The organism is Achromobacter sp. ISS7 (assembly GCF_056523125.1).
Map to the genome: position 1 here is coordinate 1,017,805 of NZ_JAWRZD010000001.1, position 18,367 is coordinate 1,036,171.

Annotated in this window: 17 protein-coding genes; 7 read left to right on the top strand and 10 right to left on the bottom strand. The window is 70.1% G+C overall.

Annotated elements, in window-relative coordinates:
* Positions 1-17 precede the first annotated feature (17 nt).
* Together AC1HFW_RS04720 and AC1HFW_RS04725 are read left to right on the top strand one after the other, a co-directional pair.
* Positions 18-1,346 carry an MFS transporter gene (locus AC1HFW_RS04720; RefSeq protein WP_006394268.1) on the top strand — a complete coding sequence of 443 codons (1,329 nt, stop codon included), beginning with the start codon at positions 18-20 and terminating at the stop codon, positions 1,344-1,346.
* A 7-nt stretch (positions 1,347-1,353) separates the two neighbouring features.
* Positions 1,354-1,953: a DsbA family protein gene (locus AC1HFW_RS04725; RefSeq protein ID WP_479282036.1), complete on the top strand. Its 600-nt coding sequence runs from the start codon at positions 1,354-1,356 to the stop codon at positions 1,951-1,953.
* Between the two features lie 24 nt (positions 1,954-1,977).
* On the opposite strand, the gene AC1HFW_RS04730 is transcribed toward AC1HFW_RS04725, so the two are convergent.
* The 4 genes from AC1HFW_RS04730 to AC1HFW_RS04745 form a co-directional block, all read right to left on the bottom strand.
* Entirely contained in the window at positions 1,978-3,252 is a 1,275-nt protein-coding gene (locus tag AC1HFW_RS04730) for an ABC transporter substrate-binding protein (protein ID WP_479286459.1), read from the bottom strand.
* Positions 3,253-3,383: 131 nt separating this feature from the next.
* Positions 3,384-4,127, bottom strand: coding sequence for a GntR family transcriptional regulator (locus AC1HFW_RS04735; RefSeq protein ID WP_006394271.1), 744 nt, complete (start codon positions 4,125-4,127; stop codon positions 3,384-3,386).
* A gap of 11 nt (positions 4,128-4,138) precedes the next feature.
* Positions 4,139-5,746 (bottom strand): AMP-binding protein, encoded by a 1,608-nt coding sequence (locus AC1HFW_RS04740; protein WP_479282038.1) that lies wholly within the window; start codon positions 5,744-5,746, stop codon positions 4,139-4,141.
* A 3-nt stretch (positions 5,747-5,749) separates the two neighbouring features.
* The gene (locus AC1HFW_RS04745; RefSeq protein ID WP_006394273.1) at positions 5,750-6,784 is read right to left on the bottom strand and encodes a cyclase family protein; all 1,035 of its coding nucleotides are present in this window, start codon (positions 6,782-6,784) and stop codon (positions 5,750-5,752) included.
* A gap of 121 nt (positions 6,785-6,905) precedes the next feature.
* On the opposite strand from AC1HFW_RS04745, the gene AC1HFW_RS04750 reads away from it, so the two are divergent.
* Positions 6,906-7,901 carry a Bug family tripartite tricarboxylate transporter substrate binding protein gene (locus AC1HFW_RS04750; protein ID WP_479282040.1) on the top strand — a complete coding sequence of 332 codons (996 nt, stop codon included), beginning with the start codon at positions 6,906-6,908 and terminating at the stop codon, positions 7,899-7,901.
* Complete coding sequence (locus tag AC1HFW_RS04755; RefSeq protein WP_061071639.1) at positions 7,898-8,620, top strand: SDR family NAD(P)-dependent oxidoreductase; 723 nt, start codon at positions 7,898-7,900, stop codon at positions 8,618-8,620. The genes AC1HFW_RS04750 and AC1HFW_RS04755 overlap by 4 nt, the downstream gene beginning before the upstream one ends.
* Before the next feature lie 48 nt (positions 8,621-8,668).
* On the opposite strand, the gene AC1HFW_RS04760 is transcribed toward AC1HFW_RS04755, so the two are convergent.
* Positions 8,669-9,043 carry a hypothetical protein gene (locus AC1HFW_RS04760; RefSeq protein WP_479282042.1) on the bottom strand — a complete coding sequence of 125 codons (375 nt, stop codon included), beginning with the start codon at positions 9,041-9,043 and terminating at the stop codon, positions 8,669-8,671.
* 33 nt (positions 9,044-9,076) lie between these two features.
* The gene (locus tag AC1HFW_RS04765) at positions 9,077-10,051 is read right to left on the bottom strand and encodes a GlxA family transcriptional regulator (protein ID WP_116522414.1); all 975 of its coding nucleotides are present in this window, start codon (positions 10,049-10,051) and stop codon (positions 9,077-9,079) included.
* On the opposite strand from AC1HFW_RS04765, the gene AC1HFW_RS04770 reads away from it, so the two are divergent.
* Positions 10,046-10,750, top strand: coding sequence for a DJ-1/PfpI family protein (locus AC1HFW_RS04770; protein WP_479282044.1), 705 nt, complete (start codon positions 10,046-10,048; stop codon positions 10,748-10,750). The two genes, AC1HFW_RS04765 and AC1HFW_RS04770, sit on opposite strands and share 6 nt — an antisense overlap.
* Here AC1HFW_RS04770 and AC1HFW_RS04775 read toward each other — a convergent pair.
* The gene (locus AC1HFW_RS04775) at positions 10,707-11,189 is read right to left on the bottom strand and encodes an Lrp/AsnC family transcriptional regulator (RefSeq protein ID WP_006394279.1); all 483 of its coding nucleotides are present in this window, start codon (positions 11,187-11,189) and stop codon (positions 10,707-10,709) included. The two genes, AC1HFW_RS04770 and AC1HFW_RS04775, sit on opposite strands and share 44 nt — an antisense overlap.
* 144 nt (positions 11,190-11,333) lie before the next feature.
* Between AC1HFW_RS04775 and AC1HFW_RS04780 the strand changes: the two genes are divergently transcribed.
* Complete coding sequence (locus AC1HFW_RS04780) at positions 11,334-11,954, top strand: LysE family translocator (protein ID WP_479286461.1); 621 nt, start codon at positions 11,334-11,336, stop codon at positions 11,952-11,954.
* Positions 11,955-12,051: 97 nt separating this feature from the next.
* Here the strand turns inward: AC1HFW_RS04780 and AC1HFW_RS04785 are convergent, their stop codons facing one another.
* From AC1HFW_RS04785 to AC1HFW_RS04795, 3 genes are all read right to left on the bottom strand, one after another.
* The gene (locus tag AC1HFW_RS04785) at positions 12,052-13,950 is read right to left on the bottom strand and encodes an ABC transporter ATP-binding protein (RefSeq protein ID WP_479282046.1); all 1,899 of its coding nucleotides are present in this window, start codon (positions 13,948-13,950) and stop codon (positions 12,052-12,054) included.
* A gap of 438 nt (positions 13,951-14,388) precedes the next feature.
* The gene (locus AC1HFW_RS04790; RefSeq protein WP_241075330.1) at positions 14,389-16,281 is read right to left on the bottom strand and encodes a TRAP transporter large permease; all 1,893 of its coding nucleotides are present in this window, start codon (positions 16,279-16,281) and stop codon (positions 14,389-14,391) included.
* On the bottom strand, positions 16,278-17,291 hold the full coding sequence (locus tag AC1HFW_RS04795) for a TRAP transporter substrate-binding protein (protein WP_035360252.1): 1,014 nt from the start codon (positions 17,289-17,291) through the stop codon (positions 16,278-16,280). The genes AC1HFW_RS04790 and AC1HFW_RS04795 overlap by 4 nt, the downstream gene beginning before the upstream one ends.
* Before the next feature lie 235 nt (positions 17,292-17,526).
* On the opposite strand from AC1HFW_RS04795, the gene AC1HFW_RS04800 reads away from it, so the two are divergent.
* A complete protein-coding gene (locus tag AC1HFW_RS04800; protein ID WP_035360254.1) occupies positions 17,527-18,354 on the top strand; it encodes an IclR family transcriptional regulator in 828 nt (275 codons plus the stop codon).
* Positions 18,355-18,367: the final 13 nt, after the last annotated feature.

Sequence of the window (18,367 nt, forward strand, 5' to 3'; positions counted from 1 at the left end):
TTCAAGGGGAAGTCACGATGATGACGACCAAGACACCGCGCGCGCGTTCGCGCCGGGACTACGTAACGGCCGGCCTGGCCAGCATGATGGGCACCACCATCGAGTGGTACGACTTTTTCCTGTATGGCACGGCCGCCGCGCTGATCTTCAACAAGATCTTCTTTCCGTCGTTCGATCCGCTGACCGGCACGCTGGCCGCGTTCGCCACGTATTCGGTGGGCTTTTTCGCGCGGCCGCTGGGCGGGGTGATCTTCGGCCATTACGGCGACAAGATCGGCCGCAAATCCATGCTGCTGATCACGTTGCTGCTGATGGGCGTGCCCACCATCCTGATCGGCCTGATTCCCTCCTATGACCAGATCGGCTACTGGGCCGCGGTGCTGCTGGTGCTGATGCGCTTCCTGCAGGGCATCGCGGTGGGCGGCGAATGGGGCGGCGCGGTGCTGATGGCGGTCGAGCACGCGCCCGAGGGCAAGAAGGGCTTTTTCGGCAGCCTGCCGCAGGCCGGGGTCGCGCCGGGCCTGATCCTGTCGTCGCTGGCGATGGGGGCGGTGGCCGGCTTGCCTGAGCAGGACATGCTGTCGTGGGGCTGGCGCCTGCCGTTCCTGGCCAGCGTGGTGCTGCTGGCGGTGGGCTGGTTCATCCGCGTCAAGGTGGCCGAGTCGCCCGACTTCGAGCAGATGCGCGAGCAGGGCGCCAAGGTCGAGGTGCCGGTGGCGGAAGTGCTCAAGCACCACCGGCGCGCGCTGTGGACGGTGGTGGGCGCGCGGTTGGCCGAAGTCACCTGGTTCTACACCGTGGTCACGTTTTCGCTGGCCTATGCCACCGGCACGCTGGGCATCGCGCGCTCGGTGATGCTGGACGCCACCATCTGGGGCGCGGCGCTGGCGCTGTTCACCATGCCGCTGTTCGGCATGCTGGGCGACCGCGTCGGCCACAAGTGGGTGTTCATGGCCGGCTCGGTCGGCATCCTGGCGTGCGCGCCGCTGTTCTTCCAGTTGCTGGCCACGGGCCAGACCGGCTGGATCATCGTCGCGGTTTGCCTGGCGGTGGGATTGGTCTACGCTTGCCTGTACGGGCCGGAGGGCACGCTGTTCTCCAGCCAGTTCCCGGCCGAGGTGCGCTACACCGGCATCTCGCTGGCGGTGCAGGTGTCGGGGGCGATCGGCGGCGGCCTGGCGCCGATCATCGCGACCTGGCTGCTGGCGCGCGCCGGCGGCGATCCGAAGTACGTGGTGTGGTACCTGAGCGCGCTGGGCGTGATCGCGGTATTCAGCGCCTGGCGCATGCGCGGCGATGCGTCGGCCGCGGCGGCGCTGGGCGTGCCGGCCGGCGCGCGGACCTGAGGACGACATGAAGACGATCGACTATTACTTCTGGATGAATTCCGACTGGGCCTACCTGGGCGCCGACCGGCTGGAGGCCCTGGCGGCGCGCCACCAGGCGCGCATCCGCTACCTGCCGGTGGACCTGCCCGACGTCTACGCGCGCACCGGCGGCGTGCTGCTGGGCCAGCGCGCGCCCGAGCGCCAGGCCTACCGGGTGACCGAGCTGGCGCGCTGGTGCCGCAAGCTGGGCATCCCCGTCAACCCCACGCCGGCGTACATGTGCCCGGACGCGGGGCTGGCCTCGCGCATCGTGATCGCGGCCGATGCCGCCGGCCTGCCGGTGGCGGCCTTGTACAAGGCCATCCTGGCGGCCGAGTGGTGCGAGGACCGCGACATCTCGTCGCCGGACACGCTGCGCGCCATCGTGCAGGAGCAGGGGCTGGATGCCGGGACGCTGTTGGCCGCGGCCGAACAGCCGGCGGCGCGGCAGGCATACCGCGACAACACGGACGCGGCGGTGGCGGCGGGGGTGTTCGGCTCGCCGTCGTATGTCTATCGCGGCGAGCTGTTCTGGGGCCAGGACCGGCTGGAGATGCTGGAAGAGGCGGTCGCCCGGGCGGCATGAGCCGCCCGGGGCGTCCGCTTCCGTTCACTTCGCCGCCGTCTTCACCAGCGGGCAGGTCGACTTGGACAGCGGCATGAAGGCCTCGTCGCCCGGCAGCGTCGCCACCAGCTTGTAGTAGTCCCAGGGCCGCTTCGATTCCGCCGGGGTCTTCACCTCGAACAGGTACATGTCGTGCACCATGCGGCCGTCCTCGCGGATGCGGCCGTTGGCGGCGAAGAAGTCGTTGATCGGCATGGCCTTCATCTGCTTCATCACCGCGTCGGGCGCGTCGGTGCCGGCCGCCTGCACCGCCTTCAGGTAGTGCATCACCGACGAATAGGTGCCGGCCTGGCTCATGTTGGGCATCTTCTTGAGCTTGTCGTAGTAGCGCTGCGACCAGGCGCGGGTCTGGTCGTTCATATCCCAGTAGAAGGCCTCGGTCAGCATCAGGCCGGCGGCCGCGTCCAGGCCGATGGCATGGATGTCGTTGATGTACAGCAGCAGGCCGGCCATCTTCTGGCCGCTCTGCGTCAGGCCGAATTCGCGCGCCGCCTTGATGGCGTTGACCGTATCGCCGCCGGCGTTGGCCAGGCCGACGATCTGGGCGCGGCTGGCCTGCGCCTGCAGCAGGTACGAGGCGAAATCGCTGGTGCCGATGGGGTGGCGCGCGGCGCCCAGCACGGTGCCGCCGCGGGCCTTCACCACTTCGGTCGCCGAGGCCTGCAAGGTGTGGCCGAAGGCGTAGTCGGCGGTCAGGAAATACCAGCTCTTGCCGCCGCGGTCGACGGTGGCGCGGGCCGTGGTGTTGGCCAGCGACCAGGTGTCATAGGTGTAGTGCACCGAATAGGGCGAGCACAGGTCGTTGGTGATGCGCTCGGTGCCGGGGCCGCTGAAGACCACGATCTTCTTCTTCTCGCGCGCCACCTCCAGCACCGCCAGCGCCGGGGCCGAGCCGGCCACGTCCATGATGGCGTCGACCTTCTGCGTGTCGTACCACTCGCGGGCGCGGGCGGCGGCGATGTCGGCCTTGTTCTGGTGGTCGGCCACCAGCAGGTCGATCTTCTTGCCCAGCACCATGCCGCCGAAGTCGTCGATCGCCATCTGCGCGGCGGTGGCGCTGCCCTTGCCGGTCACGTCGGCGTAGATGCCGCTCATGTCCAGGACCAGGCCGAGGCGGACGATGTCGTCGGAGATGGCGGCGGGCGCGGTCTGCGCGAGGGCGGGGGCGCCAAGGCACAGGCCGCAGGCCGCGGCCAGCGCGGCGGCGGTGCGCGCAAGGCGCGGGGCGGGGGTGCTGCGTTGCTGCGAAATCCGGGGCATGGGGGTCATGGTTGTCTCCATTTATGGTTATGCCGGATGCTTGCGGGCACTGCAGGCGCTTTGGCCGGATGGCCGCGCTTTTCTGGTGGGTACGGAAAGGGGGGGCCGTCGATGGGCCGAGCCCGCGCGCGTTAGCGCTGGGTCAGCAGGTCGAACTCCATGCGCACTTTGCGGAACGGGAATTCCAGCCGCGCGAAATACACCACGCGGCCGTCGATGCAGGCGTAGCGGCGCAGTTCGGCCACCGGCGAGGACACCGGGATGCGCAGCGATTCGGCGGATTCCTGGCCGGCCTCGATCACATTGAGCACCTGGCGCGCCTCGCTGATGCGGGCGCCGTAGAACTGGTCCAGCACCGGCGCCACGGTGCTTTTCTGGATGCGGGCGCGGTGCTTGCGGAACAGGCTGCTTTCCAGGAACACCTCGCTGTAGCAGAACGGCCCGGCCTCGGTGGTGTGCACGCGCCGCAGGTACTGGAAACGGCCGCCGCGGTCCGCCGCGCACGGCATGCCGAGCGTGTCGGGCAGCGGCGAATCGGCGCTCGACTCCACCAGCGACACGGTGCCGAGCTGGTTGCTCAGCTCGACGGTTTCGGCCCAGGTCTTGGGAATCAGCAGCGTCGGCGTTTCGGGCAGGTCGGCGTTGACGAAGGTGCCGGACCCGCGCGAGCGCCGGATCAGGCCGTCCTGCTCCAGCTGGCCGAGGGCCTGGCGGATGGTGGCGCGCGAGATGCCGTAGGTCTCCATCAGCGCTTCCAGCGGCGGGATCTGCTGGCCCGGCCGCCAGGTGCGGTTCTGGATGTGGCTGCGGAACAGCGCGGCCGCCTGCAGGTAGAGCGGTTGGGGGCTGTGCGAGAAAAGCGGGCGCGCGGGCATGGTCGGATCGGTCAGGAGGTGGCGGGGGCGGCGAGCTGGGCGTCGGCCATCTCGCGCAGCCGGTGTTTCTGGATTTTGACCGAATTGGCGCTTTCCACCGACGGGAATGCCTCCAGCACGGTGAATCCGGCGGGCACCTTGAAGCCGGCCATGGCTTGCTTGCAGGCGGCCGTCCAGCCCGCGGCGTCGGCGCGGGCGCCGTCCCGCAGCAGCACGAAGGCGTAGGGCACGGTCTTGCCGCCGCGGATGGCGCCGACCACCTGGCAGGCGCGCACGCCGGGCAGCGATTCCACCATCTGCTCGATCTCGACCGGGTTCACCAGGAAGCCGGACAGGCGCAGCGAGTCGCCCATGCGGGTCTGGAACACGAACTGGCGCGGGTTCAGGGTGTAGCCCAGGTCGCCGGTCTTGAAATAGCCGTCCTCGGTGCAGGCGCGGCCGGTGGCCTCGGGGTTGTCGAGGTAGCCGCGCATCAGGCTGGGCGACAGGATTTCCAGTTCGCCCGATTCGCCGTGCGGCAGCACCGCGCCGCTGGCCGGATCGCGCGCCCGCACCCGCGCCTCGGGGTAGATCAGGGTGCCGCCGGGCTGGTGGCGCGCGGCCACGTCGCCCTCGGCGGGGTCGCGCGGCTGCCCGGCCACCAGCGCGATCAGTTCGCTCGATCCATACAGCCCGGTCAGCGGCACGCCGGCTTCGCGCGCCAGGTCCAGCATGTGGTCCAGCGCCGGCGTGAAGCTGGCGAAGCCGAACAGCCGCGCCGAGGCGAACGCGCCCGGCGCGCCCGCGCGCATCATGGCGACCAGCGCTTCGTTGTTGGCGTAGGTGTGGGTGACCTGGTGGCGCGGGATCGCGGTGGCCGATTCGACCGCGTCGAACACCGGCGCGCATACCACCGGCGCGCCGTGTGCCAGGCCGCCCACCAGCGTGGCGAAACCGAAGGCGCCGCAGAACGGCGCGCTGGCCAGCACGCGGCTGTGGTCGTCATAGCCGAAGGCGTGCGCCACCGCCGCGCCGTGGCGCAGCAGGGTGCGCTGGTCGTGCAGCACGAACTTGGGCTGCGAGGTGGTGCCGGACGTGGTGAAGCACAGCACGCCCGCGTCGGGCTGGGGCGGCGGGGGCGCGTCGGCGCAGGCGCGCAGGTCGGCGTAGCGGTGCACCGGCTTGCCGCGCAGCGACGCGGCGACGGGTTCGTCCGTCTCGGACACGGCGACAATGCCTTGCAGCCGCGCCAGCGGCTCGGGCGCGACGCCGTCCAGGATGCCGGCGAAGTCGATGCCCTTGAAGCCTGGCCAGAACACCAGCCAGTCGGCCCGGCCGCGGCCGAGGATGTCGGCCAATTCGAGGGCGCGAAAGCGCGTGTTGACCGCCAGCGCCAGCGCGCCCAGGTGGGCGCAGGCCAGGAAGGTCTCGACCCAGGCGGCGCAGTTGGGCAGCCACACGGCCACGCGCTGGCCCGGCCGCACGCCGATGCGCGCCAGGCCGGCGGCCAGGGCGCGGCTGCGGGCGCGCAGGTCGGCGTGGCTGATGGCCTGGTCGCGGTCGATCAGCGCGGGCCGCTCGGGATGGCGCGCGGCCAGCGCGTCCAGGTGCTGGGCGAAGGTCGGGGCGAGTTGCGTCATGGCCTACACCGTGGCGATCGGGGTCACGGGGGAGCCCACGGCGCCCGGCATGCGCAGCGGCGGGGCGGTCAGCAGGAAGCGGTTGCGGCCCTGGCCATGCAGCCAGTCGGCCAGCGCCTTCAGGTACCACAGCTCGGCCAGCGGCACGCCCAGCTTGAACAGGCAATGATGGTGCAGCGGCAGGATCGAATGGCCGGGGCCGTGGGTGCGCGCCGGATAGGCCTCGACCGCGTAGTTGTCGGCGCAGATGGCCGCGATGCCGCTGGCGGTGATCCAGTCCAGCAGCGCCGGGTCGGCGCCGTCCAGCACCGCGCCGGTCTGTTCCAGCCGGTGCGGATCGGGCTGGCCGTCCATCTCCACCAGCGCTTCGGCAAAGCCGGTGCGCAGCACCAGCATGTCGCCCGGCTCGACCACCACGTGCTGCTCGCGCATCGCGGCCTGCAGCTGGGTGTGGCCGACCAGGGTGCGGCCGGGGCCGAAGGCGCGCGCCAGGTCCACCAGCACGCCGCGGCCCTGCATGCCTTTCTCGGCGTAGCGGCTGATGCTGAGCTTGCGCGCATACGAGCCGCCCGGCGGGCAGCAGGCATCAGGGCCGGCGTCGTCGCCGCCGAACACGTCCACGCCCGCGGCATAGCCGTTGTAGTAGACGCGGCGGGCCTGGCCGTCGCCCTGGATGTCGAACTGGGCGCCGACGTGGCACAGGCCGTCCCATTGGGTGGAGTACTGCATGCTGAGCGTCACCTGGTCGTCCGACAGCACGTCCACGGCACCGGGCTGCAGGCGCGCCATGGTGAAGTTCAGGTAGGGCGCGCCGTCGCGGAAGGTGGGCTTGAGCTGCGGCGGATGGCGGCGCGGATTGAGCACGTTGCCGCCGGGCAGGTCCAGCGGCAGCGACAGGCAGAACACCTTGCCCGTGCGCACCTCGCGCACCGCCTGCAGCACTTTTTCCTCGGTCAGCAGGTTCAGGCGGCCGAGTTCGTCATCCGCTCCGAAATCGCCCCAGGTGGATCCCTCGGGGCGGCGCGTCCAGCGTTTCATGGGCTTGTCTCCGGTGTGTTTTTCGAGTTCTTGTGAATATAGTACGTATTTACGTACTATAGGAAATACCTACGGGAACAAAAGAAATCCGCAACCAGCGGATTCACGAGGAGACAGATCCATGACGCATTCCCTGCACAGGCGCGCCGGGCGGCGCGTATTGGCCGCGGCCGCCCTGGCCGCGCTGGCCACGTCCGCGGTCCAGGCGGCCGGTTACCCGGAGCATCCCGTCACCGTGGTGGTGCCGTATCCGCCGGGCGGCGGCGCCGACATCTTCGGCCGCGCCATCGCCAACGCGCTGCAGCCGGCGCTCAAGCAGACCGTGCTGGTCGAGAACAAGCCGGGCGCGGGCGGCAACATCGGCATGGCCTACGTGGCGCGGGCCAAGGCCGACGGCTACACGCTCGGCCTGGGCACCATCGGCACCCAGACCATCAACCAGTTCCTCTACAGCAACATGACGTTCGACCCCGAGCGCGACCTGGTGCCGATCGCGCTGGTGTCGACCACGCCCAACGTCATCGCCGTCAGCGCCAAGTCGCCCTACAGGACCGTGGCCGACGTGATCCAGGCGGCGCGCCAGTCCCGGGACAAGAAGCTGACCTATGCCTCGCCCGGCGTCGGTTCGTCGGTGCACCTGACCGGCGCGTATTTCGAGGCCATGGCCGGCGTGACCATGCTGCACGTGCCGTTCAAGGGCACCTCGGCGTCATTGCCGGCGGTGGCCGGCGGCCAGGTCGACCTGCTGTTCGACAACCTGCCCGGCGCGCTGGCGCAGATCAAGGACGGCAACCTGGTGCGGGGCGTGGCGGTCACGTCCGCCGCGCGCGATCCGTCGCTGCCGGACCTGCCGACCGTGGCCGAGTCCGGTTTGCCGGGCTTCGACGTGACGGCGTGGTTCGCGCTGTACGCGCCGCGCGGCACGCCCGAGCCGGTGGTGCGGCAACTGGTCGAGGCGGCGCGCAGCGGCCTGGCCACGCCGGCCATCGCCACCAATTTCGCCACCATGGGCGCCCGGCCCGGCACGCTGTTCGGCGCGGACCTGGCCGCCTTCGAACGCCAGGAGCGCGCCAAGTGGGGCGGCCTCATCAAGGACAAAGGAATCACCGCGCAATGACAACTCCCATCGCATTGGTCACCGGCGGCAGCCGGGGCATCGGCCGCGCCATCGTCGCGCGGCTGCTGCAGGACGGCTTCGAGGTCGTCAACTTCAGCCGCCGGCCGCCGGAATCGGCACTGCCCGGCGAGCGCTTCCAGTCGGTGGACCTGGGCGACGCCGCCGCCACGGCCGCGGCGGCCACCGCGCTGGCGGCGGCGCGGCCGGTGCTGCACCTGGTCAACAACGCCGGCATGATCCAGGTCGCCGACATCGAGGCCGTGACCCAGGATGAACTGGCGCGCATGGTGGCGGTGAACCTGACCGCGCCGCTGCTGTTGATGCAGGCGCTGCTGCCCGGCATGCGCCAGGCCGGCTACGGGCGGGTCGTCAATATCGGCAGCCGCGCCGGCCTGGGCAAGCCGGGCCGCACGGTCTACGGCGCCACCAAGTCCGGCCTGGTGGGCATGACGCGCACCTGGGCGCTGGAGCTGGGCAAGGCTGGCATCACGGTCAACACCGTGGCGCCGGGGCCGATCGCCACCGAGCTGTTCGACCAATCCAACCCGCCGGGCGATCCCAGAACCGTGGCGCTGGAGGCCGCCATCCCGGTTGGCCGCATCGGCCGGCCCGAGGACGTGGCGCACGCGGTGTCGTCGTTCCTGGACCGGCGCGCCGGCTTCATGACCGGGCAGGTGCTGTACGTCTGCGGCGGCATGTCGGTGGGGCTGGCGGGGTAGGCGTTCACGCGGCCGTGAGCGGCGTGCGGTGGGTGGGGCGGCGCCGCGTCAGTCGCGGTGCGCCAGCGGCCAGCGGAAGGCCGGCGTGATCTCCACTTGCAGTCCCGCGCCGGTCAGCACGCCGTGCAGCCGGATCACCTCGAGCGCCAGCACGTCCTCGGCCACCGGCAGGTCCAGGACGATCAGGTCGCGGGCCCGCTTGACGCCAATGCCCAGCGCCACCGCCAGGCGGGCGATGGCGCTGGCCGTGGCCAGCTCGCCGGGCCGCGCCCGCAGCGAGTAGGGCGTGCGGTCGATGATCGGGTGGTTCGGATTGGTGGTCGCCACCATCCAGCCGCAGCCGCTGCAACGCGCGATCAGGCTCAGGCCCTGTTCGGTGACGACCTGGGGCTGGCCGCATTCGGGGCAGGGGGAGGCGGTCATGGTCATGGCGCGTGGACTCGGAAAGGGCAGGGGTCAGAGCGGGCGGCCGGCGGCCGCGAGCGTATGGCGCAGGGTCTTGCCGGAGGCCCGGCCCGCGGCGCGCAGCGCGCCGTCCCGTTCGCGCCGCAGCTGGCGCAGCACCTCGCTCGGCGTCACGCCGAAATGCGCCGCGAACTTGCGCTGGAAGGTGCGGCGCGACATGTGGCAGGCATCGGCCATGTCGTCCACCGACCAGCGCGCCGACAGGCTCGCTTCTATCTTTTCCACCAGGTCGCGGAATGGCGCGGCCAGGCGGTCCTGCAGCCGCAGCGACTGGCTGTACTGGCGCTGGTCGCCGTCGCGGCGCATGAACACCACCAGGCGGCGCGCCACGTCCTGCGACACCCGCGCGCCCGCGTCGCGTTCGATCAGGGCCAGCGCCAGGTCGATGCCGGCGGTGACGCCGGCCGAGGTCCAGATGGCGCCGCTTTCGATGAAGATGCGGTCGTCTTCGACCCGCAGGCCCGGATACAGCTGGCGCAGCCGGTCGGCCGAGCGCCAGTGGGTGGTGACGCGGCGGCCGTCGAGCAGGCCGGCGGCGGCCAGCAGGAAGGCGCCGGTGCAGACGCTGCAGGTGCGGCGCGCCTGCGGGCCGCGGCGGCGCAGCCAGGCCAGGGTCTCGCCGTGGGCGCTGGCCTGGTCGATGCCGGGGCCGCCCGGCACGAACAGCATGTCGATCGGCGCGTCGTCGTCCTCGGCGAAGGTGGCGTCGACCTGCATGCGCAGGCCCTGGTCCCAGGTGGCGACCACCGGCGTGGCGGCCACCGTGCTCAGCTGGTAGCCCGCGCCGCCTTCCTCGTTGGCGCCGCTGAAGGCCTGCCAGGGGCCGGCCAGGTCCAGCGGCTGGAAACCGTCGTAGAGCAGGAAGACGACGCGTTTTGGCGCGATCGGCGGGGTATTTGGCGCACGCGCGCCGGCGCTTCGATCTACGCTGGCGGTTCCGTTCTGCGAAGGAGCATCGTCGTGCATGTCAATATTCTCTTGTTCGAAGGGCTGACCCAGCTCGATATGACCGGGCCTTACGAGGTGCTCGCCGCCGCGCCCGGGTTCAGCGTCGATTTTGTCGCAAAAACGCCGGATCCGGTACGCAGCGATCGCGGCCTGCGATTCGTGCCGACCCAGACCCTGGCGTCGGCGCCGCCCTGCGATCTGCTGGTGGTGCCGGGCGGGCCGGGCACGGATGATGCCATCCTCGACCCGGACTGGGTAGCCTTCACGCGCCGCCAAGCGTTGGGCGCGCGCTACGTCTTCGGCATCTGCACCGGTTCGCTGCTGCTGGGCGCGGCCGGCCTGCTGCGCGGCAAGCGCGCCTCCAGCCATTGGCGCGCGCGCGAATTGCTGGCGCATTTCGGCGCGGTGCCGACCGATGCGCGGCTGTGCGTGGATGGCAACGTTTTCACCGCCGGCGGCGTCACCTCGGGCATCGACATGGCCCTGAAGGTGGTGGCCACGCTGTGCGGCGACGACGTCGCCAAGCTGATCCAGCTGCAGATCGAATACGACCCCCAGCCGCCATTTCCCGGCGGCACGCCCAAGACCTCGGAGCCGGACATCGTGCAGCGCTACCTGGCGCAGTCGCAGGCGCGCTTCGAGCAGCGCAGCGCCAAGGTGCGGCAGGCCGCGCTCAATGTCCCAGGTGGTCCAGCGGCAGCGGGCTCTGGGGCTTGACGGTCTGGATCGCGAAGTTGCTGCGGATGTCCTTCACCCCGGGCAGCTTGAGCAGCGTGGTCAGCAGGAAGCGCTCATAGGCGCGCAGGTCGGGCAGCACCACCTGCAGCAGGAAGTCGGATTCGCCCGACACCAGGTGGGCCGCCACCACTTCGGGCAGGGCGCAGACCTCCTTGCGGAACTGGTCGGCGTCGCGCTCGTGGTGGCGCTCGACCTTGACGCCGACGAAGACGGTCAGGCCCAGCCCGACCTCGTCCGGCGCCAGCCGGGCCTCGTAGCCCTGGATCACGCCGGCTTCCTCCATCAGCCGCACGCGCCGCAGGCAGGGCGATGGCGACAAGCCGATCTGCTCGGCCAGCTCGACATTGGTGAGGCGGCCGTTCTGCTGCAGGGCCTCGAGAATGCGCCGGTCATAGGCATCAAGTTGGCGTTTTGGCATGAAATGAAAATACCGTTATATCGATTGGTTCAGTATGCCAATCATGTTATTCCGGTTGGCAGGAATAGCAAGCACATGCCGATGCCTTTTCCCTAGAATGATCGCCATTTCCCGCAGCACGGAGCGTGGCGCATCATGGCCGATATGGCGTTGTTTCTTGGGGCATTGTTGATTGTCTATGTGGTGCCTGGGCCGGACATGATCCTGCTGCTCGAGACCGGCGCCCTGCGCGGGCGCGGACAGGCGCTGGCGGTGGCCGTGGGCCTGGCGCTGGCGCGCGCCGCCCACGTGACGCTGGCGGCGTTGGGCTTGGCGGCGCTGTTCAAGACCCATCCGTGGGCCTTCGACGCGGCGCGCACCGTGGGCGGCGGCTACCTGATCTGGCTGGGCGTGCGGCTGCTGCGCGCCGGGCCGATGTCGTACGGCGTGGCGCACGAGGCGCAGGCGGCCGCGCGCGGCAAGGGGCTCGGCGCGGCGTTGCTCAGCGGGGTGCTGACCAACGTGCTCAACCCCAAGGCGCTGCTGTTCTGCTCGGTGCTGCTGCCGCAGTTCGTGTCGCCGGCGCAGGGGCCGATCGGCCAGCAGTTCGCCCTGCTGGGCGTGATCCTGGTGAGCCTGGGGCTGACGTTCGACGTGCTGTGCGCGCTGGCGGGCGGCGCCCTGGGCCGCTGGATGGCGGCGCATCCGCGCGTGCAGAAATGGCAGGGCACGGTGTTCGGCGGCGCGCTGATCGCCTTTGGCCTGCGGCTGACGCTGAATCGCTGAATCGCCGCGGCGGCCGGCCGCCTGGCCCGTGGCCCGCGGCCTGCCGGATAGCGCGGGAACCATGAAAAAAGGGCCTGACATGCGTCAGGCCCTTTTCTTACTTGCCGAAGGCGAAGGACGCTTCGTCCTGGTCCTGGTCCTCGCCGTCCGGGCGGGCCGGCGTGGCCTGGGCGCCATCGGCCAGCATCTCCGCCTGCGTCAGGCCCTTGGTCAGTTCCAGGGCCTGGCGCTCGAACAGGCGCCGGTACAGGCCGCCCTTCAGGCGGATCAGCTGGTCATGGCTGCCTTCCTCGATGATGCGGCCATGGTCCATCACCAGCAGGCGGTCCAGCGCGCGCACCGTCGACAGGCGGTGCGCCACCACCAGGGTGGTGCGGCCGACCATCAGGCGTTCCATGGCCTGCTGGATCAGCACTTCGCTCTCGCTGTCCAGGCTCGAGGTGGCCTCGTCCAGGATCAGGATCGGCGCATCGGCCAGGAAGGCCCGCGCGATCGCCACGCGCTGGCGCTCGCCGCCCGACAGCTTCACGCCGCGCTCGCCCACCAGCGTCTCATAGCCCTTGGGCAGGGCCATGATGAAGTCGTGCGCGCTGGCCAGCCGCGCCGCCTGCTCGATCTCGGCCTGCGTCGCGCCGGGGCGGGCGTAGGCGATGTTCTCGGCCAGCGTGCGGTGGAACAGCACCGGCTCCTGCTGCACGATCGCGATCTGGCCGCGCAGCGAGGCCTGCTTGACCTGGGCGATGTCCTGCCCGTCGATGGCGATGCGGCCGCCGTTGACGTCGTACAGGCGCTGGATCAGCTTGATGAACGTGGTCTTGCCCGACCCCGAGTGGCCCACCAGCCCGACCCGTTCGCCCGGCGCGATGCGCGCCGAGAAGCGGTCGTACAGCGGCGCCTCGTGGCGGCCGTAGCGGAAGGTCACGTCCTCGAAACGGATCTCGCCGGCCGTGACGCGGATCTCGCCGGCGCCGGCGCGGTCGTCCACGCCCAGCGGCTGCTTCTCCAGCGCCACCAGTTCCTCCATGTCGTTGACCGAGCGCTGCAGGTTGCGGATGTGCATGCCCACGTCGCGCAGGTGGCCCTGCAGCATGAAGAACATCGTCAAGGCGAAAGTCACGTCGCCGACGCTGGCCTGGTTGCGCGACCACAGCAGCAGCGCCGCGCCCAGGATGCCGGCCTGCATCGCCACCAGCATCGCGCCCTGGATGCCGCCGTTGATCGTGGCGCGGATCCAGGTGCGGCGCGTGCGGCGGCGCCACTTGTCGACCACGCGGTCCAGGCGCGCTTCCTCGCGCGTCTCGGCGCCGAAGGCCTTGACGACCGGGTTACAGCTGACCGCGTCGGCCAGCGCGCCGCCCATGCGCGTGTCCCAGGCATTGCCCAGCCGCGCCGCCGGCGCCACGTAGCCCAGCGACAGCGCCGCCGTGACCGCGATGTACAGCACCGACCCCAGGCCGACCACCAGGCCCATCACCGGCCAGTGGATGCCCAGCAGCACGGTGGCGCCGACCAGCATGATGACCGACGGCAGCAGCGCCACCAGCAGCGTGTCGTTCAGCAGGTCCACCGCCCACATGCCGCGCGTGATCTTGCGCACGGTCGAGCCGGCGAAGCTGTTGGCGTGCCAGTCGGTGGAAAAGCGCTGCACCCGGTAGAAGGCGTTGGAGACCATGCCGTTCATCATCTTCAGGGTGAAGACGATGATGTTCTGGAACACGCCCTGGCGCAGCAGCGTGCCGCCGATGCCCAGCGCGATCAGCAGCCAGAACGCGGTGACGGCCGCGCTCCATGCCTGCTGGTCGGCCGCGGCGCCGGACGCCACGGCGTCGACCAGCCGGCCCGCGTACAGCGGGGTCAGCACGTCGGCCAGGGCGGACAGCAGCGCCAGCCCGACGATCAATGCGGTGCGCCAGGGTTGGGCGCGCCAATAGCGGAAGGTAAAGCCGAGGACGTCCTTGAAGGCTTGTCCTCGCAGATCGATTTTTGTTCGATTCATTGCGATCGCCCGGCAACGCGAAGGCGCCGGATTCCTTGTGGGAAAGAAGGTGATACGACCTGCGCCTCACGGCGCGGGCATTGCGTTCAGGGATTTGGGGCGGGCACGGCGGACCAGTCGCCAGGTAGTCTGGCGATGGGGCCGCGCGGGCGACGACTTAATGGCGTCGCGGAGATACGCGCGGGATGGCGGTATGCGGATTCATCATCTTGCGCCTCCCAGGTGTAGGTGAAGGGAAAAAAAGAATGGGCACAGGCCCGAATTGAAGATTCTATAGAACTGGTGTACGCGCATCAACCGCGCGGGCAGTGGGGGATTGCCGGCGTGTGGGTTTTTCCCCACGGCGATGGCGCGATTCGCGGGCGGGCCGCCAGGCGCGCTGGAAAGCAGGGCCGGCCGCCGCGAAGGCGCGGCGGCCGGCCAGGCGCGCCACTTCGGCTACTTCAGGAACCCCGTCGAGATCCACGGCACCGCGGCGATCACCACGATGCCGACCGCCATCGAACTCAGGTAGCCCAGGATCGGCCGGATGCCGGCCTCGGGCGCGACCCGGCCGATGGCGCAGGCGGCGTAGTAGCCCACCCCGAACGGCGGCGCGAACAGGCCCAGGCCCATCGACAGGATCACCACCATGGCGTAGTGCACCTCGTGGATGCCCATCTGGTGCGCGATCGGGAACAGCAGCGGCCCGAACAGCACGATGGCCGGAATGCCCTCCAGCACGCTGCCCAGGATGATGAACGCCACGATCGACACCGCCATGAAAGTGGCCGCGCCACCCGGCAGGCCGGCCATGGCCTGCGCCAGCTGGGTCGAGAAGCCCGATTGCGTCAGGGCCCAGGCCATGGCGGTGGCGGTGCCGATGATCAGCAGGATCGAGCCCGACAGGCAGGCGGTGTCCACCAGCATGGGCTTGAGCCGCTTGGCGTCGAAGCAGCGGTAGACCAGCAGGCCGATCAGCGTGGCGTAGACGATGCCGATGGTGGATACCTCGGTGGCGGTGGCCACGCCCTCGACCACCGCCGCGCGGATCACGAAGGGCAGCGCCAGCGCCGGCAGCGCCACCAGCAGGGCGCGGCCGATCTGGCGGCCGGTGGCCTTGCGCACCGCGCTCAGGTCTTCGCGGCGGTTGCGCCACCACACCACCAGGCACAGCATCACGCCCAGCACCAGCCCCGGCAGCAGGCCGCCGGTGAACAGCGCCGTGATCGACACGCCGGTGACCGAGCCGATGGTGATCAGCACCAGGCTGGGCGGCACGGTCTCGGTCTGCGCCCCGGTGGCCGACAGCAGCGCCACCAGGTCGCCCTCGTCGGCGCCGCGCTCGCGCATTTCCGGGAACAGCACCGGCGCCACCGCCGCCATGTCGGCGGCCTTGGCGCCCGAGATGCCCGAGACCACGTACATGGCGCCGATCAGCACGTACGACAGGCCGCCGCGCACGTGGCCCAGCAGGCTGGCCAGGAACGCCACCATGCGCTTGGCCATGCCGGTCATCTCGATCAGCACGCCCAGGAACACGAACAGCGGCACCGCCAGCAGGATCAGGTGCGACATGCCCTCGTCCATGCGCCCGACCACCACCATCATCGGCACGTCGGTGGTCAGCGACAGGTAGCCGAAGGTGGCCAGCCCGAACGAGAAGGCGATCGGCACCCCCGCGAACACCGTGCACGCCACCACGCCGACGAAGAAGATCAGCAGGTTGACGTTGCCCAGGCCGGCCAGCACCGGTTGCAGCGCCGTCATCGCGGCCACCACGCCGCCGACCAGCAGTAGCGCCAGGCCGGTGACGCGCCACTGCGCGCGTTCGACCAGCCGCAACAGCGCGATCAGCAGCATCAGGGCGGTGCCGACCGGCAGGGCCGCCGCGCGCCAGATGTTGGGGATCTCGAGCGCGGCGGTGGTCACGTACCGTTCCTCCGAGGCGTACTCGTAGCCCGGCGCCTGCAGCAGCAGCAGGAACGCCAGCGCCGCCGCCACCGCCACCATGTCCAGCAGCGCGCGGGTGGCGGGCGAGGCGCGGTTGACCAGCGCGCCCATGCGCATGTGCTCGCCGCGGCGGAAGGCGATCACCGCGCCCAGCATGGCCAGCCACAGGAACAGGATCGACGCCAGTTCATCGGACCACACCAGCGGCGTGTGCAGCACGTAGCGCGCCACGATGCCCGAGAACAGGATGACGATTTCCGCGACCACCAGGATGGCCGCGGGAATCTCCACCAGGTGGCCCAGCGCGGTGTCGGCGGCGACGGCCCAGGGCCGCCGCGCGCCCGGGGCCACGCCAGCCGCGGCCGGCGGTGCCGCCGGATGCGTCAGCGCAGCCCTCATGACAGGCTCCCGGCCGCCTGCTCCAGCAGGCTCCAGGCCTTGTCGCCGTACTTTTCCTTCCAGCTGGCGTAGAAGCCGGCGCGCCGCAGCGCGTCGCGGATGGGCGCGGGGTCGGGCGTGTTGAAGGCCAGGCCTTCCTCGGCCAGCTTGGCCTGCAGCTGGTTGTTCAGCGCCAGCACGTCGGCGCGCTCGGCCATGCCGGCGGCGTTGATATGCCTGGCGACGACCTCGCGGATGTCGGCCGGCAGTTTTTCCCAGGCGCGGCGGTTGCCCAGGAACCAGAAGCCGTCCCACATGTGGTTGGTCATCGAGCAGTACTTCTGCACTTCGTACAGCTTGGCGGTCTGGATGATGGCCAGCGGGTTTTCCTGCGCGTCGACCACGCGGGTCTGCAGCGCGGAATAGGTTTCGTTGAAGTTGATGCTGGCCGGCGACGAGCCCAGCGCCTTGAACATCGAAGTCCACAGCGGACTGACCGGCACGCGGATCTTCAGGTCGCGGAAATCGTCCGGGCCGCTGATGGCGCGCGAGCTGGTGGTGACCTGGCGAAAGCCGCTGTCCCAGATGCGGTCCATGACGAACAGGCCCTTGCCATTGATGTCGGCGCGGATGTGCGCGCCCAGGTCGCCGTCCATGGCCTTCCAGACCGAAGCGTAGTCAGGGAAGGCGAAGCCCACCCCGCTGATCGAGGCGCTGGGCACCAGGGTCGACAGGATCAGGCCCGACAGGGTGAAGAACTCGACGGCGCCGGCGCGCAGCTGGCTCAGCGTGTCGGTGTCGGACCCGAGCTGGCTGCTGGGGAACACCGCCAGTTCGAAGCGGCCGCCGGTGTCCTTGAGGATGTTCTGCGCGGCCTCGTTGGCGCGCAGGTTCATCGGATGCGAGGGCGGCAGGTTGTTGGCGTACTTGTAGCGGAACTGGGGCGCCGCCAGCGTGCGCTGGAACGGGGCCAGGGCAAGCAGCGCGCCGCCTCCCGCGGCGCGCATGAGGTTGCGTCGAGTCGTGTTCATGCTGTCTCCTTGGTTATGAGATCCGGCCGCCATCGAGGACGGCCGGATAAAGCGCCTTGCCAGGCTTCTTGCTTTATCTTTGCATGAGGTCCATTATGTGGACCTGCGTACTACCATTAAATTCATTAAATCACACTGATTCACTAGCGTAAATCAATAAAACTGGTGCAGAATGAAAAAACAAGATCATATTGATGGTCCACAAAATGGACCTGATGAAAAAACAGGCGGAGACGTGACGGAGACCTCATCCCAGGTCGGTGGCGCCCAGGCGATATCCCGCGCCATGCTGGTGCTGCGCGCGGTGTCGCGCACCCGCGGCGAAGGCGCGGGCCTGCTGGCGTTGACGCGCGACACGGGCATGAGCAAGCCCACCGTGCATCGCCTGCTTGCCGCCCTGGCCGCCGAAGGCATGGTCGAGCAGGACCTGGCCAGCCGCCGCTACTTCCTCGGCCCCGAATGCCACGTGCTCGGCAACATCGCCAGCGAGCGCTTCGGCATCAACCGCCTGGCCGCGCCCGTGGTGGCGCGGCTGGCGCACGAATGCGGCGATTCCGCCTTCTTCTCGCTGCGCCGCGACGTGTTCGCGGTCTGCGTGGTGCGCGAGGACGGCGATTACCCGCTCAAGACCCACGTGCTGCTGCCCGGCGACCGCCACCCGCTGGGTATCGGCGCCGGCAGCCTGGCCATCCTGGCCGCGCTGCCCGACGACGAGGTCGAGGCCTGCCTGCAGGCCAACGCTGGCCTGATCGAGCGGCGCTATCCGCATTACTCCGTGCCGCTGATCCGCACCCTGGTGGACGAGGTGCGCGAGCAGGGCTACGCCGTGAACCGCGGCCTGGTGGTGCCGGGCTCGTGGGGCATCGGCATGCCGCTGCGCGACGAGCAGGGCCACGTGCTGGGCGCGCTCAGCATCGCCGCGGTCGAATCGCGCATGGACGAGGAAAGGCAGTTCCAGCTGGCCAAGCTGTTGTCACGCGAGGCCAAACGCCTGCTCGCGCAGGCCAACCCGGCAGGCCGCGAGGCGCGGGCGCGCCCGCCGGCCGCCAAGCCCAGGCCCTGATCCGCCAAGCCGG